Annotated in this window: 19 protein-coding genes; 4 read left to right on the top strand and 15 right to left on the bottom strand. The window is 36.1% G+C overall.

Annotation, left to right across the window (positions count from 1 at the left end):
- Position 1: 1 nt before the first annotated feature.
- The 13 genes from BKH40_RS00095 to BKH40_RS00035 all read right to left on the bottom strand — a co-directional run bounded on the left by BKH40_RS00095 (position 2) and on the right by BKH40_RS00035 (position 15,502).
- Positions 2–1,339, bottom strand: a complete 1,338-nt coding sequence (locus BKH40_RS00095; protein ID WP_095275739.1) for a (Fe-S)-binding protein — start codon at positions 1,337–1,339, stop codon at positions 2–4.
- A complete protein-coding gene (gene hemN, locus BKH40_RS00090; protein WP_095275737.1) occupies positions 1,336–2,724 on the bottom strand; it encodes an oxygen-independent coproporphyrinogen III oxidase in 1,389 nt (462 codons plus the stop codon). The genes BKH40_RS00095 and hemN overlap by 4 nt, the downstream gene beginning before the upstream one ends.
- A 31-nt stretch (positions 2,725–2,755) precedes the next feature.
- Positions 2,756–3,208, bottom strand: coding sequence for a DUF2603 domain-containing protein (locus tag BKH40_RS00085; RefSeq protein ID WP_095275735.1), 453 nt, complete (start codon positions 3,206–3,208; stop codon positions 2,756–2,758).
- Positions 3,175–4,143, bottom strand: coding sequence for an ornithine carbamoyltransferase (argF, locus tag BKH40_RS00080; RefSeq protein WP_095275733.1), 969 nt, complete (start codon positions 4,141–4,143; stop codon positions 3,175–3,177). The genes BKH40_RS00085 and argF overlap by 34 nt, the downstream gene beginning before the upstream one ends.
- A gap of 179 nt (positions 4,144–4,322) precedes the next feature.
- On the bottom strand, positions 4,323–5,315 hold the full coding sequence (locus BKH40_RS00075) for a c-type cytochrome (protein ID WP_095275731.1): 993 nt from the start codon (positions 5,313–5,315) through the stop codon (positions 4,323–4,325).
- A 344-nt stretch (positions 5,316–5,659) separates the two neighbouring features.
- A complete protein-coding gene (locus BKH40_RS00070; RefSeq protein ID WP_095275730.1) occupies positions 5,660–6,922 on the bottom strand; it encodes a glycosyltransferase family 10 in 1,263 nt (420 codons plus the stop codon).
- 61 nt (positions 6,923–6,983) lie between these two features.
- Positions 6,984–7,451, bottom strand: a complete 468-nt coding sequence (gene ilvN, locus BKH40_RS00065; RefSeq protein ID WP_095275728.1) for an acetolactate synthase small subunit — start codon at positions 7,449–7,451, stop codon at positions 6,984–6,986.
- Between the two features lie 9 nt (positions 7,452–7,460).
- Positions 7,461–9,191, bottom strand: coding sequence for an acetolactate synthase large subunit (locus BKH40_RS00060; protein WP_095275727.1), 1,731 nt, complete (start codon positions 9,189–9,191; stop codon positions 7,461–7,463).
- Between the two features lie 418 nt (positions 9,192–9,609).
- Positions 9,610–10,656: an N-acetyl-gamma-glutamyl-phosphate reductase gene (argC, locus tag BKH40_RS00055; protein WP_095275726.1), complete on the bottom strand. Its 1,047-nt coding sequence runs from the start codon at positions 10,654–10,656 to the stop codon at positions 9,610–9,612.
- Between the two features lie 28 nt (positions 10,657–10,684).
- On the bottom strand, positions 10,685–11,188 hold the full coding sequence (locus tag BKH40_RS00050; RefSeq protein WP_095275724.1) for a chemotaxis protein CheW: 504 nt from the start codon (positions 11,186–11,188) through the stop codon (positions 10,685–10,687).
- An 11-nt stretch (positions 11,189–11,199) separates the two neighbouring features.
- A complete protein-coding gene (locus BKH40_RS00045; RefSeq protein WP_095275723.1) occupies positions 11,200–13,707 on the bottom strand; it encodes a chemotaxis protein CheW in 2,508 nt (835 codons plus the stop codon).
- A gap of 97 nt (positions 13,708–13,804) precedes the next feature.
- The gene (locus tag BKH40_RS00040) at positions 13,805–14,743 is read right to left on the bottom strand and encodes a chemotaxis protein CheV (protein WP_095275721.1); all 939 of its coding nucleotides are present in this window, start codon (positions 14,741–14,743) and stop codon (positions 13,805–13,807) included.
- A 15-nt stretch (positions 14,744–14,758) separates the two neighbouring features.
- Entirely contained in the window at positions 14,759–15,502 is a 744-nt protein-coding gene (locus BKH40_RS00035; protein ID WP_095275719.1) for a metallophosphoesterase, read from the bottom strand.
- A 69-nt stretch (positions 15,503–15,571) separates the two neighbouring features.
- Here BKH40_RS00035 and thiS point away from each other — a divergent pair, with 69 nt between their 5' ends.
- The 3 genes from thiS to BKH40_RS00020 all read left to right on the top strand — a co-directional run bounded on the left by thiS (position 15,572) and on the right by BKH40_RS00020 (position 18,016).
- Positions 15,572–15,781, top strand: a complete 210-nt coding sequence (thiS, locus tag BKH40_RS00030) for a sulfur carrier protein ThiS (RefSeq protein ID WP_095275717.1) — start codon at positions 15,572–15,574, stop codon at positions 15,779–15,781.
- An 80-nt stretch (positions 15,782–15,861) separates the two neighbouring features.
- Complete coding sequence (locus BKH40_RS00025; protein WP_095275716.1) at positions 15,862–16,377, top strand: DinB family protein; 516 nt, start codon at positions 15,862–15,864, stop codon at positions 16,375–16,377.
- A 301-nt stretch (positions 16,378–16,678) separates the two neighbouring features.
- Positions 16,679–18,016 (top strand): hypothetical protein, encoded by a 1,338-nt coding sequence (locus tag BKH40_RS00020; RefSeq protein ID WP_095275714.1) that lies wholly within the window; start codon positions 16,679–16,681, stop codon positions 18,014–18,016.
- Here the strand turns inward: BKH40_RS00020 and lpxB are convergent.
- Positions 18,013–19,110: a lipid-A-disaccharide synthase gene (lpxB, locus tag BKH40_RS00015; RefSeq protein WP_095275713.1), complete on the bottom strand. Its 1,098-nt coding sequence runs from the start codon at positions 19,108–19,110 to the stop codon at positions 18,013–18,015. The two genes, BKH40_RS00020 and lpxB, sit on opposite strands and share 4 nt — an antisense overlap.
- A gap of 19 nt (positions 19,111–19,129) precedes the next feature.
- Positions 19,130–20,359, bottom strand: a complete 1,230-nt coding sequence (locus tag BKH40_RS00010) for a phospholipase A (protein ID WP_095275711.1) — start codon at positions 20,357–20,359, stop codon at positions 19,130–19,132.
- A gap of 230 nt (positions 20,360–20,589) precedes the next feature.
- Between BKH40_RS00010 and BKH40_RS00005 the strand changes: the two genes are divergently transcribed.
- A partial coding sequence (locus BKH40_RS00005) for an MCP four helix bundle domain-containing protein (RefSeq protein ID WP_180675028.1) occupies positions 20,590–21,883 on the top strand: 1,294 nt, incomplete at its 3' end.

Below are 21,883 nucleotides of genomic sequence, written 5' to 3'. Positions count from 1 at the left end.
TTTAAGGTTGAAGCAAGGCTTTAGCTAGCAACTCTAAAGGGTGGGCAAACTTAGAATCTACTTTATTTCTATAAAGGGCATTATCTATCTGCATCCTGCAAGCACTGCACTCTGCACTTACATAGTCTGCCTCTGTAGCTTTTATAAGATTAGCTTTGTTATCTCCTACTTTTATAGCTAGGTGATATTTTTCACTTTGTAGTGTCACTCCACCAAAACCACAGCAAGTATCACTTCCTTCCATCTCCACAACAGGGTAGTTTTGAAGTAAAGCCCTTGGCTCTTTATAAACCTTTAGCACCTTTTTGGCATGGCAGGGATCATGATAAGTCACTGTAGTATTAAAGATCTTTTTAGTCTTAAGGATAGAATCTATATCAGTAAAGTCATAAAGCCACTTTGAAGCTAGGTAGGTTTTAGAAGTTATCGTTTTTAGCTTAGCAATTATTGCAGTGTTATCATTACCATTTATCTCAGTATCTAAGTGCAAGGCATGCTCCCAGTCAGTTATGACTTGGGCTGCACACGTCGCCTCAGGTATAAGCACTGCATCTACTTTATCTACAAACTCACTTAAGTACTTAACATTAAACCTTATAGACTTTATCGTTGTCTTTAAGTCCCCACTAAAGTAAGCTGGCGCACTGCAGCATGCTTGCTTTTTAGGTATAACTACACCCACTCCTAAAAACTGCAAGATATCTACTAAGCTTTTTCCAACCCCTGTATAGTTATAGTTTGCAAGACAGCCTATAAAGATGGCTACTTTATTATGAGTTAGCTTAGAAGTTTTAACACTAGTATCTTTCTTGCTAGCTTTTATCTCAGCAGGATAACTTTGCAAAAAGCTCTTTTTATTAAGCGGGAACATAACCCTATCTTTAAAGCCTTTAAAAGAAAAACGCAAAACAAACTTATCTTTATCCTTTTTAAAAGCACAAAAACTAAAAGACGCCCCAAGTCCAAAAACTAGGTTTAAAACCTTCCTATGAGAAAGCATGTAAAAGGCTAGTCTTTTATAAAGTGGGATTCCATAAATCTTAGCTATATCAACCCTAGCCTTAGTTATAACCACATCTACTGGCAGACTCATAGGACACACACTCACACAAGTTGTACATAAAAAGCAAGACTCCACAGCATTTTTAAGGCCTTTATCCATAGCAAGCTTACCATCAGCATAAGCCCTTACTAAGTCTAGATAGCCTCTTGGACTTGTGGTCTCATCTTGATTGATAGAATGTATGGTGCAAGTTGGCACACACTTGCCACACTTAACACAAGAGTTGCTAGTCCTAGTTAAGATGCTTTCAGCCTTCTTAGTCTCATTACTACTCATATGGTTTTACTAAACTTCCTTTCTAAGTTTTGCACCAAAAATGTATCAAACACCATGGCTATATTTCTTATCAAAAAGCCACCTGTTGGACTAACTACTATCTTAGAATCTTCTATCTCTAGAAGTCCATCGTCTTGATACTCTTTTAAGGCACTAAGCTCACTTGCAAAGTGAGTTTTAAAGTCTATATTAAACTCTTTGTTTATAGTTTCAAAGTTTACTACTAAGTTGTTCATTAAAGACATAATGACTGCTTTTCTTAGCATATCTTCTTCACTTAGCAAGATTCCTATACTTACTGGTAACACTCCTTTATCAAGTGCTTCTTCATAGCTTTGCATATCTTTGTAGTTTTGAGTGTAGTAGTTTGCACCCTCGCCTATTGAAGTTATACCTATGCCTATAGTTTGGCTAAAGCCCTTTGTTGTATAGCCTTGGAAGTTACGCCTTAGCTCACCTTGTGCCTTTGCTTTATAAAGCTCATCACTTTTCTTAGCAAAGTGATCCATACCTATCATCTCATAGCCGCTATCTTCTAGTACGTTTATGCACTCTTTTAGTATCTCAAGCTTAACACTTGGTAGTGGCAGGGCACTTTCATCAATCTTACGCATACTTTTTTTAACCCAAGGCACATGGGCGTAGTTAAAGATAGCAAGCCTATCTGGACTAAGTGCTATTACTTTTTTTAGAGTTTCTTGGAAGCTTTTTAGACTTTGAAAAGGAAGGCCATAGATTAGATCAAAGTTTATAGAGTTTATGCCGTACTTCCTAGCTAGATTCATACTATCTTTTACTAACTCTAGACTTTGGATTCTATTAACAGCAGTTTGTACTGCACTATCAAAGTCTTGAACACCAAAAGAGATTCTATTAAAGCCACCTTCTTTTAAAACCATCATCTGCTTTTCATCAAAGTGTCTAGGGTCTATCTCACAGCTTATCTCAGCACTAGGAGAGAAGTTAGTAAAAGTGCCTTTTATCAAGTCTATAACTTCTTTTAGCTGATCTGCGTTAAAAAAAGTAGGAGTACCCCCACCAAAGTGAAACTGCACTACCTCTCGGCTTGTATCAAGCTTAGTTTTTAGTAGCTCTAGCTCTTTTTTAAGGTAGCTTATATATCTATCTTTTTTGTCTTCTTTGCTTGTATAGATTACATTACACCCGCAAAAGTAGCAAGCTGACTTACAAAAAGGAAGGTGCACATAGATAGATAAAGGAAGACTAGGCTTAGCAAGATCAGACTGCCTTAAGCAAGCTTCTAGCGTGCTTGCAGTAAAGCCATCATTAAACTCATTAGCAGTTGGATAGCTTGTATATCTAGGTCCTGGCTTAGAGTGTGAGGCAAGCTTACTAAAGTCTATTTGAATTAAAGATTTACCCATATTTAATATCCTCACATATAAAGTTTTATATTTATAAGATTTTACTTACATCAAAGAATAAGTTAGGATAGTTAGTCTTTATCCTCTTTGCTATAAGCTCAGTGTCTATATTTCTTAAAGTCTCATCCTTAGCCCTTAGCTTTTCTAGCTCTTCTAGTCCAACAGCTAGTGCGTCTTCTAAGTCTAGTGGCATGAGATTTAAGATATCTTTTTGAAGCATCAAGACAAGCTTTTCTTCGTGTTGAGACTTTAAAGAATCTAAAAGAATATTAAGTGCTGTTTCTGGTAAGACTACAAACTCACTTGAACTTGCACTTTGGCTAGTTTGCTGCATCTTTATAAACCAAGCCTCTTTTTCTTGAAAGCTTCCTTGCTGAAACTCCAAGCTTAGATGAGTATCATCTATACAAGTAGCTATGGCTACATTACTTGCATCTTGTAAGCTTCTTATTAGTTCTTTTTGTGCGGATGACGACTTAGCCATGACATAACTCCCTTTTGTACATGCAAGCGATTATGCGCTTCATCTATGATCTTAGACTTACTCCCATCTATCACATTAGTAGCAACTTCTAGCTCTCTATAAGCTGGCAAGCAGTGAAGAAAGATAGAATCTTTATGGGCTAGTTTCATCAAGTCTTCATCTACCATATAGCCCTTAAAAGCCTTTAGTCTTTCTTCTTTTTCAGCTTCTTGTCCCATAGACACCCAAGAATCTGTAGTCACTACATTAGCCCCAGCAACTGCTTCTTTAGGGTCTTCCATGATGTTTATAATCGCTCCTGAAGTTTTAGCATTTTCTAAGGCTATCTTTACAAACTTATCTTGTGGTTTATAACCTTTAGGTGAGGCGATATTAAGCCTTAAGCCAAGCTTTGAAGCTAGCATAAGCCAAGAGTTTGCCATATTATTCCCATCGCCTATATAAGCAACTAGCGGGTCTTTATACTCACTTTCCATATTTAATATAGGGTCTTGTTTAAAAATCTTATTTTCTATCATGGTTAAGTAGTCAGCAAGTACTTGCATAGGATGATAGTCTTGACTTAAGCCATTTATAACATTTACGCTTGAGTACTTTGCAAACTCTTCTAAGCGTGTATGTTCATGAGTTCTTATAACTATCATATCAACCATAGAGCTTATAACCGCTGAGCTATCTTTTATGATCTCTCCTCGTCCAAGTTGCAAGTCAGAGTTAGATAAAAAGATGCCTAGTCCTCCTAGCTGATAGATTCCAGCTTGGAAGCTAACACGTGTTCTAGTTGAGCTTTTTTCAAAGATCATAGCTAGGATTTTGCCTTTTAGCTCAGGAGTATCTATGCCTTCATTATGCTTAGCTTTTAGGTCTAAGGCGTATTTTAAGATCTCTAATATCTCATCTTTTGTATAGTCGTTAATAGTAAGAAAATGTCGCATTACACACCTTGTCGTGGTCTAATAAAATGGTTGATTATATCGAATATTGAAAATCTATATAGTTGATAGGAGGCTTTTTAAAGCTTAAAGTATAAGTTTTGGTATATAAAGGGTGCAACTTTAAAACTTTAAAGTTGCACCACTTAACTTAATAAAAGCAGCGCTATTTGTTAGCAAACTTAGTGTTTTACCATCTCATCATAAGGTCCAAATCTATGTTGTTTAACATCAAATTTATCATCATAAGACCCTACGTCCATATCTAGTGGCTTAACTCTTAAGTCTGGAAAGTCTTTTTCTCTATGTGCAAAAATAGGTCTTGGCTGGGTGTTTATAAAAGCACACACATCATAGCTTTCTTCTAAAGTTAAAGTAGCATTACCTTGAGGCATATTAGCCTTGACATAGGCTGCACACTTTTTAAGTCTATACATCCCAGCTCCTGTGTTATAGCTATCCTTACCCCAAAGTGGTGGAAAAGTATAGTAGTCGCCTTTAGCAGAAGCTACATTTTTTATACCTTCTCCATTTATCCCATGACAAGCAGAGCAAGAGTTATCATAGACAATTTTTCCTTTTTTAGGGTCTGCTGCCCTATCAAGATTTCCTATCTTTGGTAAGCCCTGCCCTTTTACCTTAGCCCCAACTGGTATACCTTGACTTAAAAAGTGCATATAAGCCATCATAGCCTTCATCTCTTTAGAATCTACTGGTACCATTTTGCCATTCATACTTCTTACCATACAGCCATTTATCCTATCTTCTAAGGTTGTGACTTTATCGCTTCTAGCCTGCCAAGCAGGAAAACGACCCAAGATTCCAACAAAGCCAGACTGTCCAGCTACAGTACCCCCAAGGGCGTGGCAACTTGAGCATGAAAGGTGATTACCCGCAAAACGTTTGCTTTTATCTTTTGCATCTGGTCCTATAAAGTTATGAGTTTCATTCATGATTTTAGAGCCTAAGATGACTGCCTCTGTATAAGGAGACTTAGGAAGCTTTGAAGCATCTATGCTTCCATCATCTTTATTTATAGCATCTGGTACTTTCCACTCTGCAGCAGGAAGGTTTATGCCAGTTGCTTGTTTTTCTTTAACTACGCTTGGAGTTAGGGCATAAGCTCCACTACAAGCAAGGATACTAAAGGTTAGCACTAGGGTTTTTAGTTTCATATTAAAGCTCCTTTACAAGTTTTTGTGCTTCAATCTTAGTTGAACTAAACCCAAATGGATATAAAAATGTCAAGATTTGATACATAAAAGTAAACATAAGAGAAATAAATACACTTTTTATAATAATAAAAATAGTTTGTATCAATAACGTAGAGTTAGAATGTGGAATATAAAAGTATATTTGCTACATTGACGCAAACATCACTTAAGCGTTAGACTTGCTTCACTAAGCTTTTAGCCTCTTAGAATTAAGATTCTACTTTGGGCGGCATTACTTTTTAAGCCATTAAACAAAAGTCTTTAAGCTTGAATAAGATATAGGAGATATCAAGGCATGGTAGATATTAAAAAAAGTCAAGATTTATAGAATCTATTTGCATAGAATCTATTTGCAAGGTAGTTAATATCATCTTTTTGTGACTTATCTCCCCCCCCCCCCCCCCGAAAAATAGCCTTTTTACTTTGCTAGCACCTCTATATAAAACCCTAGTAGAGTTAAAAGCCATATTAAATAACATAAAGGCTTTTTTGTTTTGTTTTAACTTCTCATAGCCATTTATAAGCCTTCTATATTCCACAAAGTTGTTATACTCAGAAAGTCTTATATCTACTAAATTTTTTAAGAAGTAATCTTGACGTGCATTGTACCAGTCCTTAAAGTAGACCTCACCTTCTTCTATGATGCCACATATAAATGCTTCTACTTCACGCTTCTTATTTATCACATAGTTAGGATCTAAAAAGGCTGGCTCTTTTAACATGCTTAGATATAAATCTTTATTATTATCAACTTCTTTTATATACTCTATAAGGCTTGCTTCGTTTTGAAAATCATGGGCGTTTATAAAAGACTTTGGATTATAGATACCATCTTTCCCTATATAGGGATCACCCCAGTATATGGGGACAGTTTTAGCAGAAAAAGCATCGATTATCTTTTCAGTTATATAGCCATGTCCTGAAGTGTTTTCATAGGCTATATTAAACTTAGTAGCTTTTAAAAAGCCCATCTTATCAACAACTGGCTTTTTATTAGGAAGATTATTGGCAAACTTTCCACCACTTAAGATGGGCTTGTATTTTGAAAGATTAGTAAAAAGTGAGTTTCGCTCATTAGCACATTTGTTACTAACTACAAAAGAAGCAAATTTTCTATCAAACATATCTTCTGTTATGCCTTCATGCTTTTTATTAGCAAGTAAGCCTGACTCACCTAAAAGCGATATAGTGCACTGCACATAACGCTTATCAAAAGTTATGTAGTCAAACCCTATAGCATAGTCAAACTCATTAAAGTCTGGTGTTATATGCTCTCCTATAACTAGTAGCTTTTTGACGTCTCTATACTCATCTCTTTGATGCTCTACCCCAAAGACAGAACAGATTAGCAAGTCTAACTTTTCTGGCTCAAAACACTCTTCTACTTCATAGAATCTTTTTAAGATATCAACTGCACAGTTATCTTCAAAGTTATTATTCCACCAGTCTAAAACCCTAAGTCTTATAAGTCTCTTTTTGCTATTTTTTACTTCTTCGCCTGCCTTTGTTTCCCCATCTATTTTTACTTGCCGGTCTACTTTTCCTTCTTTGTTCTCTAAGTCTGACAAAACTTTCTGCTACCTTTGTGATTAATTTGATTGCTTTTGTAAATACTAATTTTAATACAAACTAGCTTTTATCCATCACAACTACACCACTTCGTATCATATCTTTTGGATTAAACTGTTTAAGTGTGTTTTTAAGCTCGCTTATCTTTTTAGGTGTGTCACATACGCTAAAGACTATGTAGCGAGAGTTCATACTCACTATATGGTTATGGCAGTAAGAGATTAGCGACTTTATAGTTTCTAAATTTTCATTTATCTCAAACTTTAAAAGTGCCAGCTCTTCAGTTATCACATCCTCGCACTCTCCAACACTTACTACTGGTATAAGCTTGTGAAGTTGCTTTATGATTTGCTCTAAGACTTTTTCATCACCACGCGTAGAGATACTTACATAAGAAAGATTGCTATCCATAAGAGGGGCAACTGTAAGGCTTTCTATGTTATAACCCCTGCCTGCAAAAAGCCCTGAGATTCTAGCTAGGACACTGTGCTCATTTAAAACTGTTATTGAAATAACTCTTTTTTGCATTATCTTTCCTTACTCAAGTATCATCTTATAAAGTGGATTCCCACCCGGAACCATAGGTAAAACCTGCTCTAAAGGTGCTATAGCTACGTTTATAAGGCTTGCTTCTTTAGATTCTATAGCTTCTTGTAATGCCTCTTTAAAGCCAGCTTTAGTGCTAGCACTTAGACCTAAAAGCCCAAATGCCCTAGTTAACATCATAAAATCTGGCTGGGTTAAAGTAACACTTGAAAGCCTATTTTCATAAAAGATCTCCTGCCACTGCCTAACCATACCTAAGTAGCCATTATTAAGCACTATGTTTATGCACTTTATACCTGATTCTTTTAAAGTCATAAGCTCTTGGATGTTCATAAGCACGCCACCATCACCACTTATACTAACTACTATCTTATCACTCCCTTCTAGTGCTACTGCAGCACCCATAGCAGCGGGCAAGCCATAGCCCATAGTCCCTAGTCCTCCACTAGTTATAAACTGCCTTTTAGAATCTAGTGGGTAAAACTGTGCTGTCCACATCTGATGTTGCCCTACATCAGTTACGATAACTGCCTTGCTTCCTAAAGTGCGTCCTAGCTCTTCTATAACCCACTGAGGCTTTAGTACTTCATCACTATCTACATACTTTAAAGGGTGAAGCTGCTTCCACTTAGTAAGCTTTGCTAAAAAGCTTTCTTGCTCTATAAAAGACTTGACTTCTTCTTTGCTTTGGTCTATATAAGCCTCGCCAATTAGGATTCTAAGCTCTTTATTAAGCTCTTGTAAGACTAACTTTAAGTCGCCTACTATTGGGTACTTAACATCTATAATCTTGCCAATTGAACTTGGGTCGACATCTATATGGGCGATCTTTGCAAACTTAGCAAACTCACTTACCTTGCCAGTTACCCTATCATCAAACCTAGCCCCAAGAGATATAAGTAAGTCGCACTCACTTACTGCCATATTAGCCGCGTAAGTTCCATGCATCCCTAGCATGCCTAAGAAGTTAGGGTCATTTTGCGCAACGCCCCTTCCCATAAGAGTTTCAACGCTAGGCATCTTAGTTAGGGTTAAAAAAGCCTTTATCTCATCATATGCATCACTACTAACTGCCCCACCACCTATGTAAGCAAGGGGCGCTTTAGATTCCATGATTAAGTTAGCTAGCTTTTTTATCTGCCTTGAGTTGCCCTTAGTAGTTGGCTTATAGCTTGGTATATTTATCTCATCAGGATAGACAAAAGGTGCTTTTGCTGCACTTATATCTTTTGGGAAGTCTATAAGCACAGGACCCGGCCTCCCAGTACGTGCTATGTAAAAGGCTTCTTTTAGTATGCGAGGGAAGTCATGTATATCTTTTACGAGATAGTTGTGCTTAGTGCAAGGGCGAGAGATACCAACTGCATCTATCTCTTGAAAAGCATCAGTCCCTATCTGCGTTATAGGCACTTGCCCGCTAATAACCACTAAAGGGATGGAATCTGTATATGCAGTAGCGATACCAGTTATAGCATTAGTAAAACCCGGCCCACTAGTGATGATAGCCACACCTACTTCACCACTAGCCCTAGCATAGCCATCAGCAGCATGTATGGCACCTTGCTCATGGCGTGCTAGTATATGTCTAAAATAAGTCTGCTTATAGATCTCATCATAGACATTCAAAACAGCCCCACCGGGATAGCCAAATACTACTTTTACTCCTTCTTTGTGCAAGGCCTCTACTAACATAGAGGAGCCATTAATGATATCTTTTTGCATTATCGTCCTTTGATTTTATAGCGATACAAGCTTGATTATAGCTATTTTTAAATGGATTTTTTGCTTAAAGTATCTTGCAAGTAAGCCTAAATCACTTATCAAAATGCCAGATTCTCCAAGTCTTGCTTTTTGTGCCCTTCAAAAAAGCTTAGACTAGTGATATTACAAAATGTAATCCTTACGTGCCTAGATGTTACTTTCTAAGAAGACAAAAGGTTAAAAAAAGATTCTATAACTGTATGTAAGCCATCAGTTTTTATAGAATCTAAAATATGGCTCATTAAAATATATAAGTTTTAAGTTCTTTGTGCAAAAAAGATTTGTGAAAGAAGGATTTGCGTAAGCAAGATTTGTGCAAAAAAGATAAGCACAGCCCAAACACATAGCGTTAAAAATAGTAAGTAGTGCTACTTAAAATTTAAGGCAGTTGGGCTATAAGTGGTAAGCCTGTGCTTTCTTCAAAGCCAAACATAATGTTTAGATTTTGCAGGGCTTGGGAGGCAGCACCTTTCATTAAGTTATCTATAGCACTAACTATTACAAGAGTATTAGTCCTAGAATCTAGTGTCACATAGATATCACAGTAGTTAGTCCCCTTAACCCATCTAGTCTCTGGAGGAGTATCAAGTAGTCTTATAAAACGCTCTAATCCGTAGTAAATATCATAGGTTTCTTTTATAGAATCTAAACTCACTCCAGATAAAGGCTTAGCGTACATAACACTTAAGATACCTCTTTGCATAGGTACTAAGTGAGGAGTAAAAAGCACTTTTAATGCTGTGCCATGTGCCATGCTTAAGTGTTCTTCTATCTCTGGAGTGTGGCGATGGCTTGCAAGCTTATAGGCTTTAAAGTTTTCATTAACCTCACTAAAGACACTATCAGCATTTGCACTTCTACCTGCCCCACTAAAACCAGACTTAGAATCTATAATGATGCCACTAGATTCTATAAGACCATCTTTTAAAAGCGGATATAAAGGAAGTATGCTTGAAGTTGTATAGCAGCCCGGATTTGCTAGTAATCTAGCTGATTTGATATTAGCTCTATTAAGCTCACAAAGTCCATAAACTGCTTCTTTTAGCAAATCTTTTGCGTGGTGTTCGCAGTACCACTCTTCATAGACTTTAACATCACTTAGTCTAAAGTCAGCCCCCATGTCTATAATCTTACATCTAGAAAGGATTTCAGCGTTTACTTTAGCACTTGAGATTCCATGAGGCAAAGCTAAAAAGATAACATCACTTAAGTGGCTTAACTCTTCTAAATCTTCACTTGAGCAGATATAGTCTGTATGGAAAAAACTTCCATAAACATCACCTAAAGGCTTTTTATCATAGCTTTGACTTATAAGACGCACTAGCTCTACGTTAGGGTGAGTACTTAAAAGGCGAACTAACTCTAATCCAACATAGCCAGTAGACCCAACTATACTAGCTTTTATCTTAGTGCTTTTTTCTATCATACTTTTATCTACTTCTTAATAAAAAATATCAAAAAGTTCTTTTTAAAAGGCTATCAACTTTTAAGATAGTTATAAGTCTATCTTCCCTCTTACCTATACCATACATTAAGTTATCTTGCTCATTTAAAGTATCAGGGATGGAATCTATATCGCTTTCATCTATCCTTATAGCTTCTGTAAGCTTATCTATAACAAAGCCAGCTATATCATCATTATGGTTAACTACTAGGTATCTAGTATCTTGGTCTTGTTTTATAGCAGGTATGCCAAACTTCATCCTTAGATTAATCAAAGGAAAAACGTTGCCTCTAAGGTTAAAAACACCCAGTACGTAATCAGGCGTACCGGGAACACGTGTATACTCTATAGGCTTTACTATCTCTCTAACATTTAAGATAGGCACTGCAAACTCTTCACTACCTATGATAAATCCTATCACTTGGACTACGTTTTCAGTTTCGACCCTGTTGCTACCTTCAGCACTTTCCCTCTGCTTGGTAAATACATCTTTTAGTGCATTATTATCAGTCATTATTTTAACTCCTAGCTACTTGGTAGATTTATATTACGTTTTACTACGTTTAATAGATACTCTGGTGTATATGGCTTAGTTATATACTCAGTCATACCACTTTCAACCCCTCTCATCCTATCAGTTTTTGAAGTCCTACTTGTAACTGCTATAAGAGGGAGGTTTTTGAACTTATTATACTTTCTTACTTCAGAGGCAAAAGTATAGCCATCCATGCGTGGCATTTCTATATCCACTAAGACTGCATCTATTTGCTTATCACCATTTTTTAGTAGGTCTAAGGCTTCAAGGCCATTAGTCGCTTCTAAGACTGTAACTCCTAGTGGTTTTAAGCACTTTTTCATTATAGCCCTATCAGTAGTGCTATCATCAATTGCTAGTACTATATAGTCACTTGGTGCACTTTTTACTTTAGAGTTTGAAGCCTCAGAGATAAGATTATTAACGCTTACTTTTACATGTTTTGCCATATCCATCATAGCTGCAACATCTGCTATAAGAGTTATCTTGCCATCTCCTCTAACTGTCGCCCCAGCTATGCCTTCAGTGCCTTTTAGATAGTAGCCAAGCGACTTTATAACTACTTCTTCTTGCCCTATTAGATAGTCTACTATAACGCCTATTTTTTGTTCAGCTAAGCCTATAATGACTACATAGACCTCACTAATATTGCCTAATATAGAATCTATTTTAAAGATATCAGCTAATCTTACTAAGCTTAAGACCTCATCTCTAAGTCTTAAAACAGACTTACCATCAACTGTGTAAATCTCATCTTGCCCTACTCTTACAGTCTCAAGCACTGAGCTAAGCGGTATGGCGTAATACTCTTCTTGTGCACCTACTAAAAGAGCTTGCATGATGGCTAGAGTTAGAGGGATCTTTAGCTTTAAAGTAGTTCCGATGCCTTTTTCAGAATCTATTTCTATAAGACCATTTAGTCTTTCAACATTAGTCTTAACTACATCCATGCCAACCCCTCTACCACTTACATTAGTAATGGTAGTTGCAGTAGAAAAGCCCGGCTTAAAGATTATCGCATAGGCTTCTTTATCAGTCATGCTATCTGCATCTTTTTGCGACATAAGACCTTTTTCAACAGCTTTTCTTCTTAGCATTTCAGCATCTAGTCCCTTACCGTCATCTTTTATCTCTATGACTATGTGGTTACCTTCATTATAGGCTTTTAGGTCTATCTTACCAACTTCACTTTTACCTGCAGCTAACCTATCTTCTGGCCTTTCTATACCATGATCACAGGAGTTTCTTATGATGTGGATTAGCGGGTCGCCTATCTCTTCAACTATGGATTTATCAAGCTCAGTTTCTTCTCCACTTATATCTAGTTCTATGTTTTTTCCTAGCTCGCGGCTTAGGTCTCTAACCATACGAGGGAATCTATTAAAAACTTTTCCAACTGGAAGCATCCTAGTCTTCATAACAGCAAGTTGCAAGTCAGTAGTAACTGTGCTTATAGAAGACACTACTTGATTAAGCTCTTCTAAAAAGCGCTCACCCTCATATCTTTCTTCAACATCACCATAAATCCTAATAAGCCTATTTTTGCCTAAAACTAGCTCTCCTATTAGGTTCATTAAGTGATCTAGTCTTTTAACATCTACTCTTACAGTAGGCTCAACTGCGACTGAAGGAGACTTACCATCTTTGCTGGACTTAGAATCTAAGCCCATGCCTGCACTTAACACTTTATGATGGATATCATGATCACTATGCTTAGCTTCATCTTTAGACGCATAGCTTTTAGGTATCTCAGTCTTACTAGCCTCACTTTTAGGAGGCTTAGGTTCAGCGTCTACATCTTTTGGTGCTTGTATATCTAAGACTATGCCTTTCTTTTTTTGCTCTTCTCTAAGCTTTCTATCTTCTTCTTGCCTCTGGCTAAGAAGTCTAGCTATCTCTGCTTCTACTTCTGCATCACTCATCTTGCTGTAGTCTTTTTCTTCTTCACTAGAAGGAGTACTACTTGCATTCTCTTGCACTTTTTGCTCTGCAGGGCTTGCTGTGTTGCTTGCAACTTCTAAAGTTTTAGAATCTTTTTGTAAATCTTTGCTTTTTTGCGTATCAGCACTATTTTGTGCCTTAGTGCCTTTTGGACTTATAGACTCATCGCCTTTTGATATAGCTTGTAAACGACTTACACAGCCACTAACATCTATGCCACTATTAGCATCTGTGCCATCATTTCTTATAGCCACAAGCAAAGCTTTTATCAAGTCTACAGATTCTAAGACGACATCCATAACATCAGAGGTGATTTTCAACTCACCTTTTCTAGCTTTATTAAGCACTTCTTCCATGTTGTGAGTTAGAAAAGTTAAGATATCAAAGTTTAAAAAAGAGCTAGAGCCTTTTATAGTGTGGGCTACTCTAAAGATACGATTAAGCAAGTCTAAATCTTCAGGATTGTTTTCAAGCTCAACCAAATCTTGATCTAGTTGTTCTATCATTTCAAATGCTTCGATTAGAAAGTCTTCCATTATCTCTTGCATTTCATCCATATTAAGCACCTCTTTTTCATTAAAAATAACAGTTTTTTAGTATATCACACTTGCAAGTGTAATCTTAGATTCTAAGCAAAAGTTTAAAATACTTTTACTATTCCATAATTTTTGCTATCTCTTCGATAAAGACATCTTCATTAAACTTAACTATGTAAGCATCTGCACCTATATCTAAGCCTCTTTGCTGACTATACTTATCACAGATTGATGAGCTAAAGATTAAGGGGATACTTGCTAGTATAGGGTTATCTTTTATCTTTTGTGCAAAGTGAAAGCCATCCATGCGCGGCATCTCAACATCTGAAACTATAAGCTTTAAAAAGCTATGTAAGTCGTTTGGATGCTCTTTTGCTATGGTCTCTAAGGCATTAAGCCCAGCTTCTCCATCTTTTGCCTCTACTACATTAAAGCCCATGCCTTTAAGGCTTTTTTTAATAAGGGTTCTAGCTATAGTGCTATCATCAACTACTAAAACAGTCCCGCTAAATCTTTTCTTCTCCTCACCTTCTGGCTTAGAGATGACATCTTTATAAAAGTCTAAATCGCTTAAAACTTTTTCTAAATCGAGTATAAGCATAGTCCTTCCATCTTCTATCCTAGTGACAGCAGTAACTCTTTCTTTACCTATAGCATCACTACTACTAAAGCTAGCTGGCTCTACATTACTCCAGCTTATGCGTCGTATCAGCTTAGCTTCATGGACAACAAAGCCAAGTTGTAAGTTATTAAACTCAGCAATTATCACTCTTTTTTTATGCAAAGGGACATCTAGCTCCCTAGCTTTGATTCCAAGCCAAGTAGCAAGATCAACTAAAGGCATGACAGTGCCACGTAGGTCAAAAACTCCTAGTATATAGTCTGGGCTTGCAGGCAGCTCAAAGACTTCAGGCACTTGGATTATCTCTTGAACTTTAGTTACATTAATACCATATATGCCTTCATAGACTTCACCATCTTCTAGCTTTTCATTTATCCGAAAGTCTACAAGCTCTATCTCATTAACCAAGTTTTTTGTTTTTATACTTTTTTCCATACACAGTCTCTTTTCTTAGTTATAGGCAAAAGGTTCCCCTTCAAAGTAAAATGCATCTAAGCCTACATATTTGACATTGTCAAAGTTGTAGATTCTATTTAGATGAAAGTGTCCTTCTATGATGCAAAACTTAGAATCCTTAGGTGCTAAGTAGTGCTTTAAAACCATGCTAAAAATCCTCTTTTTATAAAGTTCTACCCTATATCTAGCAAAGCTTTTTAGCCTTTCTTCACTAAAAGGCATTCTGATAATGGGCTTAAGATAGACTTTCTTCCTTATCCTTTTATAAAGCTTTCCAAGAGTGATTTTATCTAAAAATCCTAGGCAGTACCCACTTATTACACTACTCATAGCCCACGCATACAAATCATAGCCTTTATTAATCCACAAGTCACCATGGGCTAGTATGCAAATATCACCTTTGTAGTCTTTAAGCACAAGAGGCTGGCTTGCATGGGAGAAAAGCCTTATATTTGAAAGCTCTTCTATGCATTTCAAATGCATATCGTGATTACCAGCTAGATAATAGACTTCATTTTTCAAAGATAGCTCTTTTAAGATATGTAGTAGACTTAGGTTTTCTTTTATGCTTTGTTTTAGATTCCCCATTAAGACATGAAAGATATCCCCCATCAAAAATACCTGAGTATCTTTTATAGCACTTAAAGCCATAAATCTAGCCATCTCACCCATCTTAAAGTGAGAATCTGCTATAAAAATAGCATCTTTTTTTATATAAAAGTCCTCTACAAAATGCATATATCAACCTATATGTTTTTTTCAATTATAATAAAACTTATACACTTTACTTTGAGAGTAGGAATCAAAATGAAACTAACTATAAATGGCAAAGAGCTAAGCTTTAAAGAAGCTAACTTGGATATCTCAAAACTACTAAAAACCTTAAACATAGAAGAGCAAGTCGTAGCTATCTCCCTAAATACTGAGATAGTAAAAAAAGAAAAATGGGGAGATACTCCATTAAAAGAAAAAGATACTTTAGAGTTACTTCACTTTATGGGTGGAGGAGCTAGATAATCTTCTTAGGCTAGATAAGCTAGATAATTTAAATTTTAGTACTAAAATACTTTCTTAACCCAAAATCAAAAAGGAATAAAATGAAAAATCAAGGCGTAAAAGACACCCTAAAACTTATGGCTAAGTTCAACAAGATAGCTAATGAAGATGTAGCTAATATACTATCAAAACTTAGCAAAGAAGACCTAACTAAAGATAGAGGCCTTTACTTTAAAAGCTTACAAGGCACTATAAACCACATCTTAAATGCAGACCTTATAATGTATGGCACTAAATTTAGCACTTTTGGCAAAGGCGTAAAAAAACTAGACTATCTAAAAGAAGATATGAGTTTAAAAGATGAAATAGCCAATGATTTTGATGCTTACAAAAAAGCAAGGGCTGCTACAAGTGATATGATAATAGAAGTTATAGAATCAATTGATGAGTTTTACACTGAGTACAACCTAAAAACTCCTAATAGAGACATAATTAAGCCTAGATACCAAGTCATGCTAGCTGTGCTTAATCACGCTACCCACCACAGAGGTGAAATCTCTGGCATGCTAGATGCTATGGGCGTAGAAAATGACTTTAATGGCTTAATGGCTATATAACCTTACACTCTTCACATATAAGCTAGATGATGCTATATCATCTAGTAGCTACTTTTCACACTAACTCCCCCTTTTAAATTAAGCTACAATCCTTCTTAACAAAATCTTGACAAAAGGATGACCTTGCTTTTAATGCATACAAAAAGCACCTTGCTTGCTAGAGTGTTTGCCCTCTTACAAAGTCTTAGTTTTTATGACCTCACACTTCAAAATATGGGGGGGGGGGGGGTTCAACATCCCTTTTACAAGTCCTTATCTTAAAAAGATTAAAAAATATCAGTTTTATATGTAGGTTTTTTGCATGAGATACTTAATTAAAAGTCTCCAAATAGCTAGTGCTAAAACAAAAGACTTTAAAGATAAAAAGTTTTATACCCTAGAAAGCACCTCTCCTTTTGCCATCACACAAGAAGAAGTAGATGCCCTAGACACAAAGCGCCCTACTGGGCTAAGTGGACATATGAGGGCTAAAAACGAAGAAGCTACCTTAGAAGCAAGTATACACTCAGTCATGCCAGCTTTAGATGAGCTAGTCCTCTCAGTCCAGCCAAGCGATGATAAAACCTATCAGCTAGCCTTAAAGCTAAAAGATATCTATAAAGATAAGATTAATCTAATCTACTACACACCTAGCATCTTACCTGCCCACTCTTCACATATAAGACTAGATGAAAAGACAAAAGAGATACTAAAAAACTTTAAAGGCACCATCCCTTCAGAATCTATCCACTCCTTAGCCCACTTTTATAACCACGGTATGGTGCGTATAAAATATAGCCACTATATGAAAGTAGATGCAGACCAGATCTATCTAACTAGTAAATGTATAAAGCTAAAAGAAGCCATAAAACTAACTGCTAACTTTAAAAAGCAGCCTAACCCCAAGACAAAACCCCTTTTTAAACCTTCCATGATAGATAAACTACTAGCTAATCTTTTTAACCTAACCCCAAAAGATAATCTTAAAAATCATCTTGAAAACAGTCTTGAAGATAGTCTTGAAGATACATTCTTATCTAACTACCTAGCTTACAAAAATGCCGCCTTTGCCATGGGTGGGATAAATATAGGCTTAAGTAAAGCACAGTTTAAAGCTATCTATAAAAACTATAATGATAAAGAAGCACAAGAAAAGTATGCACTTGGGAGTTTTTCAGGGCCTTTTAAAAATGGAGTTTTAAAAAACCTAGATATCACCAAACTAAAACTTGCCCTTTTTAGCAAGGACTTAAACCAGCAAAACATGCTAAGTAAGTGCCTAGTCCCTCTAAGTAATAATGAATATCCAACCTATAATGGAAGCGAGCTTTTACTGCTAGAAGTAAGTAAAGATAACCTATACACTATGGCACCAAATGCTGCTTATGAAGTAATGCCAACTGATACTAACACCATCATCAAAGCACTTGGAATCTTCTGGCTACACTTTGGCTTAGTAAAAAGAAACTACTTTATAGATGGGAGACCTTTTAAAGACTATATACATCTAAGTGACTATCTAAAAGCAAGTCCTAGCTTTTTACTAGCTAGAGTAGAAAAAACTAGCCCTCATATACTAAACCACATGAAGACATGGCACAAGCGTGACAGAAGATATATAAAAGAGCTTTTAGAATCTAGTCTAGATTCTAAGGCTTAGTCTTCTAGTAGCCAAGTAGCTACATTTTTAGAGCTGCCTTCTTTTAAGTAGTCTTTTAAAAGTGCAACTCCTTCAAAGTAGCGCTTATAGTCAAAGGAATCTATCTTTTGCAAGATATTAGTAGCATTAAAACCAAACTGTACTATCTCATCATGTAAGACACTTTTTCCTCGCCCGGGTGCTTCACCTAGTAAGGCTTGATAGAAGATATTAGCAAGGCCGGCATATTTTATATTAACAAGGCTTCTAATAATGAAGTAATCAAGCCACTTAGTCTTATAAACTAGTAAAAATGGAATCTGCATCAACGCACACTCTAGCGTCGCAGTCCCAGAGCACACAACACAAAAGCTTGCCCCTTTTAGTCCACTTGCAGTGTCATAAAACTTAGTAAAGATATCTATATCACCATAGAGTGTGCTAACATCTTGGCTTATAAACTTAGCAGGCAAGATTAGCCTTAGTTCTGCGTTACTATGACGCTCTTTTAGCCTTAAAGCCACCTCTTTAAAAACACCCATATGTGCTTTTATCTCAGACTTCCTAGAACCCGGCATAAAAACAAAGACATTAGATTCTAAGTTAGCAAAGCCTTCTTTAGAGTTATAGTCTTTTATATCAAGCAAGGGGTGACCGACAAAACGTGCCTTTGGAGAGTAGTCATAAAAGCTGCCTTCAAAGGGCAAGATATAAGCTAGCTTAGTAAAGTTTTTTAAAAGCTCTCTTGCCCTCCAAGGCTTCCACGCCCAAAGCTGAGGTAAGATATAGTACATAATCTTAGCATCTGGCTTGATGGATAGAATCTTTTTTGCCAGTCTCATATGAAACGAAGAGCTATCAAGCATCAAAATCTTATCGCACTTCAAAGCCTCTTTAGCTAGTACATCCATAGCCTGCTTTAAAAACTTTAGTCTTTTAAAAACATCACTAAAGCCCATGATAGAAAACTCACTCACTTTAAAAAGACTTTGTCCTAAGTCACTATCACAAACACCTATAAACTCTACACTTGAATCTAACTCTAAAAGCTTAGCTTTAAGATTCCTTAAGTGTAGATTAGAGCTTGGCTCTAAAGCACTTACAAAGATTTTCATGCCTTTTCCCCCTAGCCTTCTATTTTATGAATCTAAAGCCTATGCCTACGCGATTAACCAAAAAGTTATATTCATACAAGCTATCCATATAACCATAATGGTACTGTATATAAATACCAGCCCTTGCATTAACTTTATAAGTATAAGCAAGCTGTAGTGAACCTAGATAGTTTGCCCTCTTAGCACCAAGGCCTGTGAGAGTGGCTTCAAAGATGTTGCGTTTATGTCTATAAGCAAGGTCTAGCTGCCCATAGCCTAAGTAGTCATAAAGATCTGGATTAGTGCGTCTTTGCCCAAGTGGTGCCCAAGCTTTTAGTTCTACTCTAAGGTTATCAGTGTGCCAGATTCCATGTAAGACTACTCTATTAGAACTCTTTGAGGCTGTGCCTATGACATCTGCCCCAGTTGGTGCAGGGTCACTAAAAGCACGTTCAAAGCCTATAACTGCACCACTTTGAGTCCTATAACCCTTACCTTCGCCATTAGAAAGGTGGGTTAGTGATATACCAGTGCCTGAAAAAGTCCCACCTAAGAACTTAATATCAAGTGGGTAGTTATACATTAACTCTGGCTGAAAGTTTATATCTCTAATGGGCGAGCTTTGCCTAAAGTTATAAAACTGGAAGAAAAACTTCTGAGTATAGTTAAAGTATAAAGTCCCTCCAGTCCATAAAAAGTTCCTAGTAGTGGCGACTTTAAAGCTAAGCTGGATCTTAGCTTCATTTTGCTGCAAGTACCTAGCATACTGCGGTAAGAAGTTGTAATAAACTGGCATGATGTAGTTGCCATTTAACTCCTCTATAGAAACAGAGCCTATAGTAAAGATGGTTTGAGATTCTTTTCTTTTGACATACTCTCTATACTTACTTAAAGGCTTAGAATCTTTTTTTATATCTTGGCTTGGAGTTGTAGCTGGGGGAGGAGTAGATTGTAAACTTTGTGCTTGGGAGGAGTTTGTGGGAGTTAGGAGTTGGTCTTTTTTGTCTTCTTGCTTAGTTTTTTGGTCTTTAGCTTCTTCTTCTTTATGGCTTTGCTGCCTAAAAACTGAGCTAGGCTCTAAAAAAAACTGCTTAAATTTAGAAGTACTTTTAGGAGGCTTTTTGGCGTCTTCTTTAGCAGGATTTTTAGCTGCCTCTCTTGCTTTAGATTCTGCCTTATAGTTTTTCATATCTTCTAAGGCTTGGTTATCAAAAGAATCTGCCATCAACAATGCACATAAACCAATAAATACTATAGCTACCCTATACATTTAGTCCCTTTTCCTAAAGTGGTAAGTAATATAATCCAAAAGTAATAATGACCAATCCCATACTTAAAAGTAAAGACAAAAACAACCATAAACACTAGATAAAACTAGCTAGTAGACAATAAGTCTTTATACATTTTTCAAATTAGTTGAATTTTCTTTTATTTTCTTAGTAAAATAGGAGTTAATAAAACGTGCACTTAAACACTACTAACAAACATTAAGGAAATATAATGACCACCAAAATGAAACTGATGCTGCTAATTATAGTATATATGATAGGCATTATCCTTGTTGCATTCTTTAGCATGAAGGCTCTAAGAGACATTAACTTAAGAACTGATCTTACTTATAAAACACAAGTTGTTCCCTATCTTACACTTCAAAAGGTAAGTAATACTTACTCAGTATCTATTATTGACACTATAGTTAAAGCTACTATTAATCTAATCACTCCTAAAGAGGCAGCTAATACTATTCAGAATCTAGAAAACTCTATAAGCCAAGATTGGACTAGCTACTATGCCACAGTAACTGACCCTAGTGAAAAAAGCTATGCAGATAAAATAGCAGGAGATATCAAAACTGCTAATGCACAAATAAATAATATGATAAATGCAAAGCTAGACTTAAGCAAAGACATATCAAAGCTAGATACTAGTGATATAGCTGAGCTTTATGAGATAACAGAAACTCTAACTAAAGACTTTAAGTCTATCCTTACTTTAAAGATACAAAATGTAAATGCAAACAACGATAACAACAGATCTTTATATGAGTTTAACTTCATAGCAAACATCATCTTTGCCATCATAGTTATCATCATAATGATTGTAATTTTTGTCTTTATGTTTAGAGATATAGTCACAAAACTAGCCAAAATCCAAAGAGGAATCGTAAACTTCTTTAGCTTTATAAACTTCGAGACAAAAGAACATCAGTTAATAAACATCAACTCAAAAGATGAGTTTGGCAACATGGCAAGGCTTATAAACACAAATATAGAACAAACTGCTAAATCTTTAGAAGATGATAGAGTATTAGTACAAGAAGGTCTAGATGTAGTTAAGCATACAGCAGAAGCTAGAAAAGCAGATAGAACTATACTTAACTCTTCAAAAAACCCTCAGCTTATGCAGCTAAGAGATGCGATAAATGGTCTTTTAGACATACTAAGAAATGGCGTTGGTCCAGATTTAAATATCTTACTTAGTGTATTTGACTCTTACAAGAAACTAGACTTTACAAAAAGAGTACCTAATGCAATGGGTGCTATAGAATCTTATGCCAATAACATAGGAGATGAGATAGCTAATATGCTAAAAGGTCAGCTTGATGTTGCTAATAATCTTTTTAAAGAGTGTGAAACCTTACAAGGCTCTATCAAAAACCTATCACAAAGCTCTAATGCACAAGCTTCTTCTTTAGAACAATCTGCTACTGCTATAGAAGAGATAACTCAGTCTATGCAAAATGTATCTAATAAGACTAATGAAGTAATATCTCAATCTGAAGATATTAAATCTG

It is taken from the genome of Helicobacter sp. 11S02629-2 (genome assembly GCF_002272875.1).
Lineage (GTDB): Bacteria > Campylobacterota > Campylobacteria > Campylobacterales > Helicobacteraceae > Helicobacter_I.
Note: the sequence above shows the minus strand (reverse complement) of the source record. Positions and strands in the feature narration are given on the sequence as shown.